This window comes from Bradyrhizobium sp. HKCCYLRH3099 (assembly GCF_051167855.1).
In the GTDB taxonomy this organism is placed as follows: Bacteria; Pseudomonadota; Alphaproteobacteria; order Rhizobiales; family Xanthobacteraceae; genus Bradyrhizobium.
Genome location: NZ_JBNPTW010000001.1, coordinates 415,201 through 429,369, shown reverse-complemented (window position 1 = coordinate 429,369; position 14,169 = coordinate 415,201). Strand labels below are relative to the sequence as shown.

9 protein-coding genes are annotated in these 14,169 nt (G+C 63.8%); all 9 read left to right on the top strand.

Annotated elements, in window-relative coordinates; all coding sequences use genetic code 11:
• Positions 1-66 precede the first annotated feature (66 nt).
• Positions 67-258, top strand: a complete 192-nt coding sequence (gene secE / locus ACQR1Y_RS02045; RefSeq protein ID WP_006611822.1) for a preprotein translocase subunit SecE — start codon at positions 67-69, stop codon at positions 256-258.
• Complete coding sequence (gene nusG / locus ACQR1Y_RS02040; RefSeq protein ID WP_434858687.1) at positions 258-815, top strand: transcription termination/antitermination protein NusG; 558 nt, start codon at positions 258-260, stop codon at positions 813-815. The genes secE and nusG overlap by 1 nt, the downstream gene beginning before the upstream one ends.
• Before the next feature lie 405 nt (positions 816-1,220).
• Positions 1,221-1,649, top strand: a complete 429-nt coding sequence (gene rplK, locus ACQR1Y_RS02035) for a 50S ribosomal protein L11 (RefSeq protein ID WP_006611824.1) — start codon at positions 1,221-1,223, stop codon at positions 1,647-1,649.
• A gap of 6 nt (positions 1,650-1,655) precedes the next feature.
• On the top strand, positions 1,656-2,348 hold the full coding sequence (gene rplA, locus ACQR1Y_RS02030) for a 50S ribosomal protein L1 (protein ID WP_434878102.1): 693 nt from the start codon (positions 1,656-1,658) through the stop codon (positions 2,346-2,348).
• Between the two features lie 79 nt (positions 2,349-2,427).
• Positions 2,428-3,396, top strand: a complete 969-nt coding sequence (locus ACQR1Y_RS02025) for a 2-hydroxyacid dehydrogenase (RefSeq protein WP_434878103.1) — start codon at positions 2,428-2,430, stop codon at positions 3,394-3,396.
• Positions 3,397-3,972: 576 nt separating this feature from the next.
• Complete coding sequence (rplJ, locus tag ACQR1Y_RS02020; protein ID WP_434858690.1) at positions 3,973-4,491, top strand: 50S ribosomal protein L10; 519 nt, start codon at positions 3,973-3,975, stop codon at positions 4,489-4,491.
• A 60-nt stretch (positions 4,492-4,551) separates the two neighbouring features.
• The gene (rplL, locus tag ACQR1Y_RS02015) at positions 4,552-4,929 is read left to right on the top strand and encodes a 50S ribosomal protein L7/L12 (protein WP_008963453.1); all 378 of its coding nucleotides are present in this window, start codon (positions 4,552-4,554) and stop codon (positions 4,927-4,929) included.
• Between the two features lie 545 nt (positions 4,930-5,474).
• The gene (gene rpoB / locus ACQR1Y_RS02010; protein ID WP_434858691.1) at positions 5,475-9,593 is read left to right on the top strand and encodes a DNA-directed RNA polymerase subunit beta; all 4,119 of its coding nucleotides are present in this window, start codon (positions 5,475-5,477) and stop codon (positions 9,591-9,593) included.
• Between the two features lie 134 nt (positions 9,594-9,727).
• A complete protein-coding gene (gene rpoC / locus ACQR1Y_RS02005; RefSeq protein WP_434858692.1) occupies positions 9,728-13,927 on the top strand; it encodes a DNA-directed RNA polymerase subunit beta' in 4,200 nt (1,399 codons plus the stop codon).
• Positions 13,928-14,169: the final 242 nt, after the last annotated feature.

The window sequence follows — 14,169 nt, the reverse complement described above, 5'->3', positions numbered from 1 at the left end:
CGGTCGGCTGTTCGGTTTTCCCAGTCAACTCTTCAATCGTCCGATGACGGACGAGGACCCCTGACGATGGCTACAAGCCCGTTCAAATTCCTGCAGGAAGTGCGCTCGGAGACCGCCAAGGTCTCGTGGCCGAGCCGTCGCGAGGTCACCATCACCACGATCATGGTGTTCGTGATGGTGGCGCTGGCCTCGGTGTTCTTCTTCGCCGCCGATCAGATCATCCGTTATCTCATCACCCTCGTGCTGGGCATCCACTGATGGCAACCGCAACGCATTCGTCCGACAAGCGCTGGTACATCGTCCACGCCTATTCGAACTTCGAGAAGAAGGTCGCGGAGTCGATCCGCGAGCAGGCCAAGCAGCGCAATCTCGAGGAGCTGTTCGAGCAGGTGCTGGTGCCGATCGAGAACGTCACCGAGGTGCGCCGCGGCCGCAAGATCAACGCCGAGCGCAAGTTCTTCCCCGGCTACGTGCTGGTGAAGATGAAGCTGACCGACGAGGCGTTTCATCTGATCAAGAACACGCCCAAGGTGACCGGCTTCCTCGGTGCCGAGAACAAGCCGATGCCGATCTCCGAAGGCGAGGCGATGCGCATCCTGAACCAGATGCAGGAAGGCGTGGAGCGGCCGAAATCGTCGGTGTCGTTCGAGATCGGCGAGAACGTCCGCGTCGCCGACGGCCCGTTCGCGTCGTTCTCCGGCGTGGTCGAGGAAATCGACGAGGCCCGTTCGCGCGTGAAGGTCGCGGTGTCGATCTTCGGCCGCGCCACCCCGGTCGAGCTGGAATTCAACCAGGTCGAGAAGGTGGTCGGCTAAGGCCGGTGATCCCTCGGTCCTTCCGCCGTCATTCCGGGGCAGCCCGAAAGGGCTGAGCCCGGAATCCATAACCCCAGGCGGGTGTGGGACGGCGATCTGCCACTTCCTGGGTGCCTCAAATGGCATCCTGTGACTATGGATTCCGGGCTCGCCCTTGCGGGCGCCCCGGAATGACGGGAGGAGAGAGCTTCGGCTCGACCCTTTCCTTTTCGTCCGATCTCGTGTATCGGGCGCGCTTCGCTCCCCGAATGGGGGGCAATTTCGTTCGTGGGAGGCGCGGCCGGCTTTGCCAGCCGGAATAAAGCGCGCCGGACCACGGTCCCAAACCTCGCCCAAAGGGTTTTGTCGCCCGGAGGGCGGTGCGTTCGCATCAGGCAAAAAGCGCGAACGCGTTGGAGAATCACAATGGCAAAGAAAGTAACCGGTTACCTGAAGCTTCAGGTCCCGGCCGGCGCGGCGAACCCGTCGCCCCCGATCGGCCCCGCGCTCGGTCAGCGCGGTCTCAACATCATGGAGTTCTGCAAGGCGTTCAACGCGCAGACCCAGAAGGAAGAGAAGAACACCCCGATCCCGGTGGTCATCACCATTTACGCGGACCGGTCCTTCACCTTCGAGATGAAGACCCCGCCGATGTCCTTCTTCCTCAAGCAGGCCGCCAAGATCCAGTCGGGCTCCAAGGCCCCGGGTCGCGACAAGGCCGGCAAGGTGACCAAGGCGCAGGTGCGCGAGATCGCCGAGAAGAAGATGAAGGACCTGAATTGCGACTCGATCGAGTCGGCCATGAAGATGGTCGAGGGCTCTGCCCGCTCGATGGGTCTGGAAGTTGCGGGGTAAGCGGCCATGGCACTCGGAAAGCGTTTGAAGAAGGCCCGCGAGGGCGTCGACCGCACCAAGCTCTACCCGCTTGCTGATGCGATCAAGATGATCAAGGAGCGCGCCACCTCGAAGTTCGACGAGACCATCGAGGTCGCGATCAACCTCGGCGTCGATCCGCGTCACGCCGACCAGATGGTCCGTGGCGTCGTGATGCTGCCGAACGGCACCGGCCGTACCTTGCGCGTCGGCGTGTTCGCCCGTGGTGCCAAGGCCGACGAGGCCAAGGCCGCCGGTGCCGACGTGGTCGGCGCGGAGGACCTGGTCGAGAAGGTGCAGAACGGCAACATCGACTTCGACCGTTGTATCGCCACCCCCGACATGATGCCGCTGGTCGGCCGTCTCGGTAAGGTGCTCGGTCCGCGCGGCATGATGCCGAACCCGAAGATTGGGACCGTGACCATGGACGTCGCCGGCGCCGTCAAGGGTGCCAAGGGCGGCTCGGTCGAGTTCCGCGTCGAGAAGGCCGGCATCATCCAGGCCGGCGTCGGCAAGGCCTCGTTCGCCGAGGACAAGCTGGTCGAGAACATCAAGGCGCTGGCGGACGCGGTCGTGAAGGCCAAGCCGGCGGGCGCCAAGGGCACCTACGTCCAGCGCGTTGCGGTGTCCTCGACGATGGGCCCGGGCGTCAAGGTCGAGCCGGGCACCGTGCTCGCGTAAGCGGCCTCGCATAGGTTAGACAGCAAGGGCGGGATCGTTGATCGATCCCGCCCTTCGCATTTTGGAGTCCGCAGCCGCGATGCCCGACAAGGTCCTGATCTATTCCCGCTTCCCCAAATCCCTCACCCAGCGCTTCGCCGACCGCTTCGACCTGCTCGACACCGGCGGGAAGCCCGCCCACCAGGTGTTTGCGGCGGAGGAGGTGGCGCAGGTCCGCGCGCTGCTCACGGCGGGCGCCACGCGGTTGGGCGCGGAAGAGATGGACCGGCTGCCGGCACTGGGGGCGATCGTCTGCTACGGCACGGGCTATGACGGCGTCGACCTGGAGGCGGCGGCGGCGCGCAACATCGCGGTCGGGCACAGTCCCGGCGCCAATGCTGCGGCGGTAGCCGATGTCGCGGTCATGTTGATGCTGGCGAGCACGCGGCGGCTGATGGTCGCCGACGCTTACGTCCGCGACGGTGGCTGGGCCGGCGCTAAGCCGTCGCCGCTGATGAAGCCGCCGCCGAGCTTGGCCGGCTGCAAGGTCGGCATCTACGGCATGGGCGAGATCGGCCGCAAGATCGCCGCGCGTGTCGCGGCGTTCGAAAGCGACGTCGGCTACTTCAGCCGCACCCGCTACGACGGGCTGCCGTACACATACTTCCCGAGCCTCGGGGCGCTCGCCGAATGGTGCACCGTGCTGATGGTCGCGGTTCGCGCGAGTGCCGAGACGACCCACGTGGTCAATGCGGATCTGCTGAAGAAACTCGGCACGGATGGCCATGTCGTCAACATCTCGCGGGGCTCGGTCATCGACGAGCAGGCGCTGGTGGCCGCACTGAAGGACGGCACCATCGCCGGCGCCGGGCTCGACGTGTTCGAGACGGAACCTCATGCTCCGGATGAACTGACGGCGCTTCCGAACGTCGTGGTGACGCCCCATATCGGCGGTAACACCCGCGAGTCGCATGTGGCGATGCAGGCGTGCGTGGTGGCCAATCTCACGGCCTTCTTCGCCGGCGAGAAGCTGCCTTACGCGGTATCCGCGTCCTCGGCGGGCTCATAAACGACTTTAAGAGCTGCGCGCAGAGGTGCGTCCGCGCCCACAACTGGTGCGAATTTTGCCCTGAGGGTCTTGGCAAGTCGCCATCGACCCGTTAAAGAACCGTCTTCCAGGCGGGCCGGCTGTTGCTGGCGCGCCTGTGCGCGCATTCCGAAAGACCTGGAGAGAGCCAGCATTCCTTTTGAGGATATCCATTCGGATGACTCGGAAGGAAGAAGGAACTTTCTGCTTTCGAAGGCCGCAGGGGAGGTCGGTCCGCCGATCCCCTCGAATCCTGTCCGAGACTGCAGGTGCCGGCGCGGAAATCCAATTTCCTCAATGGCTTAATCATTCAGCCTGCATAGACGGGTGAAGACCGGATTTCGGCATGTCCTCTGCGTTTTGTCGTGGTGGCATGCAGATTTGGTTCGAACCTCGACACTCCCGTGCCGCAAGGCGCGTGGAAGGGCAGGCTATTCATCGCCGTTTTGCCTTGCGTGTCCTCGGGGTCATCGGTCCAGAGGTCAGGTTTGGCGGGCGGCGGGTTTAACCCGGCGGTCCCGCTTTCGGGCGAAGGCCGCCAACCGGAGAGAGCTTGCTGTGGAACGAGCGGCAAAGAAAGAGGCGGTCGAAGAACTGCACGAGGTCTTCAAGACCACGGGCGTCGCGGTCGTCGCTCACTATTCCGGCCTCACCGTGGCCCAGATGCAGAAGCTGCGTTCGCAGATGAAGCAGGCTGGCGCGTCGGTGAAGGTCTCGAAGAACCGTCTCGCCAAAATTGCTCTTGAAGGCACGGACGTCGTCGGCATCGGTCCCCTGTTGAAGGGGCCGACCGTGATCGCAACTTCGAACGATCCTGTCGCGGCGCCCAAGGTTGCCATCGAATTCGCCAAGGCGAACGAAAAGTTCGTCATCCTCGGCGGCTCGATGGGTTCAACCGTCCTGAATGTCGACAGCGTGAAGGCTCTCGCCTCGCTGCCGTCGCTGGACGAACTGCGCGGCAAGCTCGTCGGCCTGATCCAGGCTCCGGCGACCAAGCTGGCCCAGCTCGCCAACGCTCCCGCGGCCAAGGTCGCGCGCGTCATTCAGGCTCATGCCTCAAAGGGCGAAGCGGCCTGACGCCCTTCGCAAACACTCACAACCTGGTTTCGAACCGAACCACACTAAGGGACTACATCAATGGCTGACCTGCAGAAGATCGTCGACGACCTCTCGGCCCTCACCGTTCTCGAGGCTGCTGAGCTCGCGAAGCTCCTGGAAGAGAAGTGGGGCGTGTCCGCCGCGGCCGCCGTGGCCGTCGCCGCTCCGGGCGCTGGTGGCGCCGCTGCCGCTCCGGCGGAAGAGAAGACCGAGTTCACCGTTGTCCTGGCTTCGGCCGGCGACAAGAAGATCGAGGTCATCAAGGAAGTCCGCGCCATCACCGGCCTGGGCCTGAAGGAAGCCAAGGACCTCGTCGAGGGTGCTCCGAAGCCGCTCAAGGAAGGCGTCAACAAGGAAGAGGCCGACAAGATCAAGGCTCAGCTCGAGAAGGCTGGCGCCAAGGTCGAGCTCAAGTAATCGGTAGCTCCTGATGGAGCGCCTCGCCGCCTGATGGCCGGGCGAGGCGCTTCCGAACGATTTCGGTGACCGGGTGGTAACATCGCCCGGTCATCATAAAGACAAAGACGTTTGCGGGGGTATCCGAAGCGGCCGGAATCGTTGCAAAAGGCGTGCAACGGAAACCTTCGCTGCGGGCCGAACACGGAAAAGTGTGGAGATTTGGGGACGTCGCTCTCGAATCTCGACTAATGTCAACCCATATTGGGTCGGCAGCACGAAAAGCCGGTTTTGACGATGGAGTGGCGTTTCCGTCGTAAGCCGTTGGGAGATAGGCAATTTCGGGCTTTTGCAGTCCGTGACGAGATGGTTCTGACGAGCGGGTGCGTCCTCGCGCCTCGCGCGTCGTTTTGCGTTTTGGCGGTGTGAAGAACAGATCTGGGACGTTTCCGTTCCGCGCTCTGTCCCTCAGACCTTCGAAATGGATCGAAATTCAACCCGGAAGGGCGGTGGCAGCCGCTGTTTCGGAAGGATCGCCCCTCCGGGCGACGACATGAGAGGCCACGATGGCGCAGCAGACATTCACCGGTCGCAAACGCGTTCGCAAGTTCTTTGGACACATCAAGGAAGTCGCGGAGATGCCGAACCTCATCGAGGTTCAGAAGGCGTCCTACGACCAGTTCCTGATGGTGGACGAGCCCACGGGCGGGCGGCCGGATGAGGGCCTGCAGGCGGTGTTCCGCTCGGTGTTCCCGATCTCCGACTTCTCGGGCACCTCCATGCTCGAGTTCGTCCGCTACGAGTTCGAGCCGCCCAAGTACGACGTCGACGAGTGCCGCCAGCGCGGCATGACCTTCGCTGCGCCGCTCAAGGTGACCTTGCGCCTCATCGTGTTCGATATCGATGAGGAAACCGGCGCCAAGTCGGTCAAGGACATCAAGGAGCAGGACGTGTACATGGGCGACATCCCGCTCATGACCATGAACGGCACCTTCATCGTCAACGGCACCGAGCGCGTCATCGTCTCGCAGATGCACCGGTCGCCGGGCGTGTTCTTCGACCACGACAAGGGCAAGACCCATTCGTCGGGCAAGCTCCTGTTCGCCGCCCGCGTCATCCCGTATCGCGGCTCCTGGCTCGACATCGAATTCGACGCCAAGGACATCGTGTTCGCGCGCATCGACCGTCGCCGCAAGCTGCCGGTGACGTCGCTGATGTTCGCGCTTGGCCTCGACGGCGAGCAGATCCTGGCGACCTTCTACAAGAAGCTGATCTACAAGCGCATCAAGGAAGGCTGGCGTGTTCCGTTCGACGCCAACCGTTTCCGCGGCTACTCGACCGTCAACGACCTGATCGACGCCGACACCGGCAAGGTCGTGCTCGAGGCCGGCAAGAAGCTCACCGTCCGTGCCGCCCGCCAGCTCCAGGAAAAGGGGCTGAAGGCGCTGCGCATGTCGGATGAGGAGCTGCTCGGCAACTACATCGCCGAGGATCTCGTCAACCCCAAGACCGGCGAGATCTACGCCGAGGCCGGCGAGGAGATCACCGACAAGCTGTTCAAGGTGCTGAACGAGCAGGGCTACAAGGACCTGCCGCTGCTCGACATCGACCACGTCAATGTCGGCCCCTACATCCGCAATACGCTGTCCGCCGACAAGAACATGACGCGTGAGGACGCGCTGTTCGACATCTACCGCGTGATGCGTCCGGGTGAGCCGCCGACGCTCGATTCCGCGCAGGCGATGTTCCAGTCGCTGTTCTTCGACGCAGAGCGCTACGACCTCTCCGCGGTCGGCCGCGTCAAGATGAACATGCGCCTCGAGCTCGATGCGCCGGACACCCAGCGCACCCTTCGCAAGGAAGACATCCTGGCGGTCATCAAGACCCTGGTCGACCTGCGCGACGGCAAGGGCGAGATCGACGACATCGACCATCTCGGCAACCGTCGCGTCCGCTCGGTCGGCGAGCTGATGGAGAACCAGTATCGCATCGGTCTGCTCCGCATGGAGCGCGCCATCAAGGAGCGCATGTCGAGCGTCGACATCGACACCGTGATGCCGCAGGACCTGATCAACGCGAAGCCCGCCGCGGCCGCGGTGCGCGAGTTCTTCGGCTCGTCGCAGCTGTCGCAGTTCATGGACCAGACCAACCCGCTGTCGGAGATCACCCACAAGCGCCGCCTGTCGGCGCTTGGACCGGGCGGTCTGACTCGCGAGCGCGCCGGCTTCGAGGTGCGCGACGTGCATCCGACGCATTACGGCCGCATCTGCCCGATCGAGACGCCGGAAGGTCCGAACATCGGCCTGATCAACTCGCTGGCGACCTTCGCCCGCGTCAACAAGTATGGCTTCGTCGAGACGCCGTACCGCAAGGTCAAGGACGGCCGCGTCACCGACGAGGTGGTGTATCTGTCCGCCATGGAGGAGGGGCGCTACCGCGTCGCGCAGGCCAACGTGCCGCTCGATGCCAAGGGCCGCTTCACCGAGGACCTCGTGGTCTGCCGTCATGCCGGCGAAGTCGTGCCGATGACGCCCGACAAGGTCGACTACATGGACGTGTCGCCGAAGCAGCTGGTTTCGGTCGCCGCGGCGCTGATCCCGTTCCTCGAGAACGACGACGCCAACCGCGCGCTGATGGGCTCGAACATGCAGCGCCAGGCGGTGCCGCTGGTTCGCGCCGAGGCGCCGTTCGTCGGCACCGGCATGGAAGGCGTGGTCGCCCGTGACTCCGGCGCTGCGATCGCGGCGCGCCGCTCGGGCGTGATCGACCAGATCGACGCGACCCGCGTCGTCATCCGCGCCACGGAAGATCTCGATCCGACCAAGTCGGGCGTCGACATCTACCGGCTGATGAAGTTCCAGCGCTCGAACCAGTCGACCTGCATCAACCAGCGTCCGCTGGTGAAGGTCGGCGACATCGTCAAGAAGGGCGACATCATCGCTGACGGTCCGTCGACCGATCTCGGCGAGCTCGCGCTCGGCCGCAACGTGCTGGTCGCGTTCATGCCGTGGAACGGCTACAACTTCGAAGACTCGATCCTGCTCTCCGAGCGGATCGTGAAGGAAGACGTCTTCACCTCGATCCACATTGAGGAGTTCGAGGTGATGGCCCGCGACACCAAGCTGGGTCCGGAGGAAATCACGCGCGACATTCCGAACGTGTCGGAAGAGGCGCTGAAGAACCTCGACGAAGCCGGCATCGTCTATATCGGCGCGGAAGTGCGCGCCGGCGACATCCTGGTCGGCAAGATCACGCCGAAGGGCGAAAGCCCGATGACGCCGGAAGAGAAGCTGCTCCGCGCCATCTTCGGCGAGAAGGCCTCGGACGTTCGCGACACTTCCCTTCGTGTTCCTCCCGGTGTGCAGGGCACGATCGTCGAGGTCCGCGTGTTCAACCGCCACGGCGTCGACAAGGACGAGCGTGCGCTGGCGATCGAGCGGGAAGAGATCGAGCGTCTCGCCAAGGACCGTGACGACGAGCAGGCGATCCTGGACCGCAACGTCTACAGCCGTCTCGCCGACATGCTGGATGGCCGCCAGGGCATCTCCGGCCCGAAGGGCTTCAAGAAGGATACCAAGATCACCCGTGCGGTGCTCGACGAGTATCCGAAGTCGCAGTGGTGGCTGTTCGCCTCGGCCAACGACAAGCTGATGGCCGAGATCGAGGCCATGCGTAAGCAGTACGACGAGTCGAAGAAGGGGCTGGAACAGCGCTTCCTCGACAAGGTCGAGAAGCTGCAGCGTGGCGACGAACTGCCGCCGGGTGTGATGAAGATGGTCAAGGTCTTCGTCGCCGTGAAGCGCAAGATCCAGCCGGGCGACAAGATGGCCGGCCGTCACGGCAACAAGGGCGTCGTCTCCAAGATCGTGCCGATCGAGGATATGCCGTTCCTGGAGGACGGCACCCATGCGGACATCGTGCTGAACCCGCTGGGCGTGCCCTCGCGCATGAACGTCGGTCAGATCCTCGAGACGCATCTCGGCTGGGCCTGCGCCGGCCTCGGCAAGCGCATCGCCCAGACGGTCGATGCCTATCTGTCGAAGCAGGACGTCAAGCCGCTGAAGGAAACCTTGAAGCGCATCTACGGCGAGGACGAGACCATCAAGACGCTCAACGACAATGAGCTGCTTGAACTCGGTCACAATCTGAGCCGCGGCGTGCCGATCGCCACCCCGGTGTTCGACGGCGCCAAGGAGAGCGACATCGAGGAGATGCTGAAGCTTGCGGGCATGGACGCGTCCGGCCAGTCGACCGTCTATGACGGCCGCACCGGCGACCCGTTCGATCGCAAGGTCACCGTCGGCTACATCTACATGCTGAAGCTGCACCATCTGGTCGACGACAAGATCCATGCGCGTTCGATCGGCCCGTACTCGCTGGTCACCCAGCAGCCGCTGGGCGGCAAGGCCCAGTTCGGCGGCCAGCGCTTCGGCGAAATGGAGGTGTGGGCGCTCGAAGCCTACGGCGCGGCCTACACGCTGCAGGAGATGCTGACGGTGAAGTCGGACGACGTCGCCGGCCGTACCAAGGTCTACGAGGCGATCGTGCGCGGCGACGACACGTTCGAGGCCGGTATTCCGGAATCGTTCAACGTGCTGGTCAAGGAAATGCGCTCGCTCGGCCTCAACGTCGACCTGCACAACTCCAAGCTCGGACCGGCGCCGACGTCGGAAGCCGCCGAGTAGTTCAAGAGATCCGGCTCGGCCGCCACGCGCGGCCGGGTGCCGGCGCCTTCCTCCCGCGGGTCGGGCAGGGCGCCGTCTCAAGAGAGATTTTCGAATTTGCGGCTGACCCCCGATCGGTCCGCGAGGAGAATACGATGAACCAAGAAATTATGAATCTCTTCAACCCGACGACGCCGGCTCAGGTCTTCGACCAGATCCGCATCTCGATCGCGTCGCCGGAAAAGATTCTGTCCTGGTCCTACGGCGAGATCAAGAAGCCGGAAACGATCAACTACCGCACCTTCAAGCCGGAGCGCGACGGCCTGTTCTGCGCCCGCATCTTCGGGCCGATCAAGGACTACGAGTGCTTGTGCGGCAAGTACAAGCGGATGAAGTACAAGGGCATCATCTGCGAGAAGTGCTCGGTCGAGGTGACCCTGTCGCGCGTCCGGCGCGAGCGCATGGGCCACATCGAGCTCGCCGCTCCCGTCGCGCACATCTGGTTCCTGAAGTCGCTGCCGTCGCGCATCGGCCTCTTGCTGGACATGACGCTGAAGGATCTCGAGCGGATCCTGTACTTCGAATACTACGTCGTCCTCGAGCCGGGCCTCACCGCGCTTAAGGACCGTCAGCTGCTGTCCGAGGACGAGTACCTCAAGGCGCAGGACGAATACGGCCAGGACAGCTTCACCGCCATGATCGGCGCCGAGGCCATCCGTGAGCTGCTGCGCGGCCTCGAGCTGGAGAAGCTCGAGCAGACGCTGCGTGCCGAGATGCAGGAGACCGACTCCGACATCAAGCACAAGAAGCTCGCCAAGCGCCTGAAGATCGTCGAGGCCTTCCGCCACTCCGGCAACAAGCCGGAATGGATGATCATGACCGTCGTGCCGGTCATCCCGCCGGACCTGCGTCCGCTGGTGCCGCTCGATGGCGGCCGCTTCGCGACCTCCGACCTCAACGACCTCTACCGCCGCGTCATCAACCGCAACAACCGCCTGAAGCGGCTGATGGAGCTGCGCGCGCCCGACATCATCATCCGCAACGAGAAGCGCATGCTTCAGGAAGCGGTGGATGCGCTGTTCGACAACGGCCGCCGCGGCCGCGTCATCACCGGCGCCAACAAGCGTCCGCTGAAGTCGCTCGCCGACATGCTCAAGGGCAAGCAGGGCCGCTTCCGCCAGAACCTGCTCGGCAAGCGCGTCGACTACTCCGGCCGTTCGGTCATCGTGGTCGGTCCGGAGCTGCGCCTGCATCAGTGCGGCCTGCCGAAGAAGATGGCGCTCGAGCTGTTCAAGCCGTTCATCTACTCGCGGCTGGACGCCAAGGGCCTGTCGACCACCGTCAAGCAGGCCAAGAAGCTGGTCGAGAAGGAGCGCCCCGAGGTCTGGGACATCCTGGACGAGGTCATCCGCGAGCATCCGGTGCTCTTGAACCGCGCGCCGACGCTGCATCGCCTCGGCATTCAGGCGTTCGAGCCGGTGCTGATCGAGGGCAAGGCGATCCAGCTGCATCCGCTGGTCTGCTCGGCCTTCAACGCCGACTTCGACGGCGACCAGATGGCCGTGCACGTTCCGCTGTCGCTCGAAGCGCAGCTGGAAGCGCGCGTACTGATGATGTCGACCAACAACATCCTGCATCCCGCGAACGGTCAGCCGATCATCGTGCCGTCGCAGGACATCGTGCTCGGTCTGTACTACGTCTCGATCATGCGCGAAGGCATGCCCGGCCAGGGCATGACGTTCGGCAACATGGCCGAGCTCGAGCATGCGCTGCACGCCAAGGCCATCCATCTCCACAGCAAGATCAAGTATCGCTGGGAGGGGATGAACGAGGAAGGCAAGATCGCCAAACGCTGGATCGAAACCACCGCAGGCCGCGTCATGCTCGGCAATCTGCTGCCGAGGCACCCGCGCGTGACCTTCGAGATCATCAACAAGCTGATGACCAAGCGCGAGATCTCGGGCGTCATCGATCAGGTCTATCGTCACTGCGGCCAGAAGGAGACGGTGATCTTCTGCGACCGCATCATGGCGCTCGGCTTCTACAACGCCTTCAAGGCGGGCATCTCGTTCGGCAAGGACGACATGGTCGTGCCGGCGGGCAAGTGGAAGATCGTCGACACGACGCGTACGCTGGCGAAGGATTTCGAGCAGCAGTACAATGACGGCCTGATCACCCATGGCGAGAAGTACAACAAGGTCGTCGACGCCTGGTCGAAGGCCTCGGAAGAGATCGCCAAGGAGATGATGAAGGAGATCTCCGTCACCAAGAAGACGGCGACGGGCGCCGATGCCGACATCAACTCGATCTACATGATGTCGCACTCCGGTGCGCGTGGTTCGCCGGCCCAGATGCGTCAGCTCGCCGGCATGCGCGGCCTGATGGCCAAGCCGTCGGGTGAGATCATCGAGACGCCGATCATCTCGAACTTCAAGGAAGGTCTCTCGGTTCTCGAGTACTTCAACTCGACCCACGGCGCCCGCAAGGGCCTCGCGGACACCGCGTTGAAGACCGCGAACTCGGGTTACCTCACCCGTCGTCTGGTGGACGTCGCGCAGGACTGCATCATTACGCAGGACGATTGCGGCACCCATCTCGGCATCAAGATGCGCGCGATCGTCGACGCCGGCACGCTGGTGGCCTCGCTTGGCTCGCGCATCCTGGGCCGTGTGCCCTGCGACGACGTGCGCGATCCCGCCACCAATGCCGTGCTGGTCAAGGCCGGCACCCTGATGGAGGAGAGCCACATCGACGCCATCCAGCAGGCTGGCGTGCAGGAGGTGAAGATCCGTTCGGCGCTCACCTGTGAGCTCGTCAACGGCATCTGCAAGATGTGCTACGGCCGCGATCTCGCGCGCGGTACGCCGGTCAACCACGGTGAGGCTGTCGGCGTCATCGCCGCGCAGTCGATCGGTGAGCCCGGCACCCAGCTGACGATGCGCACCTTCCACATCGGCGGTGCGGCGCAGCTCAACGAGCAGTCCTTCGTGGAATCGAACTTCGAAGGCAAGGTGGTCATCCGCAACAAGGCGATCGCTCGCAACAGCGAAGGTCACCTGATCGCGATGGTCCGCAACATGGTCGTGACGATCGTCGACCCCGACGGCACCGAGCGTGCGACGCACCGTATCCAGTACGGCTCGCGCATGCATGTCGACGACGGCGACATGATCAAGCGCGGCCAGCGCATCGCCGAGTGGGATCCTTACACCCGCCCGATCCTCACGGAAGCGGAGGGCACGATCGGGTTCGAGGATCTGACCGAAGGTCTGTCGATCTCGGAAACGCTCGACGAGTCCACCGGTATCGCCAAGCGCGTGGTCATCGACTGGCGTGGAACGCGCGGTGGCGCGGATCTGCGTCCGGCGATCGTGATCAAGGGCAAGGACGGCAAGGTGCTCAAGCTCGCCCGTGGCGGTGATGCCCGCTACATGCTGTCGGTCGACGCGATTCTGTCGGTCGACGTCGGGGCGACGGTGAAGCCGGGCGACATCCTGGCGCGTATCTCGACCGAGAGCGCCAAGACGCGCGACATCACCGGCGGTCTGCCGCGGGTGGCGGAGCTGTTCGAAGCGCGCAAGCCGAAGGATGCCGCGATCATCGCTGAGATCGCCGGCACCATCCGGTTCGGCCGCGACTACAAGAACAAGCGTCGCATCTCGATCGAGCCGGTCGACAAGACCGAGGAGCCGCGCGAGTACCTGATCCCGAAGGGCAAGCACATCCATCTGCAGGATGGCGACATCGTCGAGAAGGGTGACTTCATCGTCGAAGGCAACCCGGCGCCGCACGACATCCTGGCGATCAAGGGCATCGAGGAACTCGCGGCCTATCTGGTCAACGAGATCCAGGAGGTTTACCGGCTCCAGGGCGTGCTCATCAACGACAAGCACATCGAGGTGATTGTTCGTCAGATGCTGCAGAAGATCGAGGTCACCGACCAGGGCGACACTGACATGATCTCGGGCGAACAGGTCGACAAGATCGAGTTCGATCTGCTGAACGCGAAGGCGCAGGAGGAGGGCAAGAAGCCCGCCACCGGCAATCCGGTTCTGCTCGGCATCACCAAGGCGAGCCTGCAGACGCGGTCGTTCTTCTCGGCGGCTTCGTTCCAGGAGACCACCCGCGTCCTCACCGAGGCGGCGGTCAACGGCAAGATCGATCCGCTCGAGGGTCTCAAGGAGAACGTCATCGTCGGCCGCCTGATCCCGGCCGGCACCGGCGCCTCCATGGCCCGCATCCGCGAGGTCGCTCTCAAGCGCGACAAGCTGATTCTCGACGAGCGCGAGAAGCAGGCCGCGATCGTGCCGTCGCAGCCCGAGCCGCAGCCGCTGGCGCTGCCGCCCGCAGAGTAAACGGAACGTTGCGGCAGCCCCTGACGGTGTCAGGTGCTGCCGCTCGTTCATCGACCAGAGAAAAGGCCGGCGCTTGCCGGCCTTTTTTTGACAAGATCTTCTCCTGTTGCCGCGCTACTGCCCGCTTGTTCATCTTCCCTTCAGGCACAAAGGCGCTTCTGGGAGGCTCAGATCCGCTGAGCTGATGTCCGTCCACCGTTCTTGGCGATGCGCCGATTTGCTCCGGCGCAAACCCTGTGCGG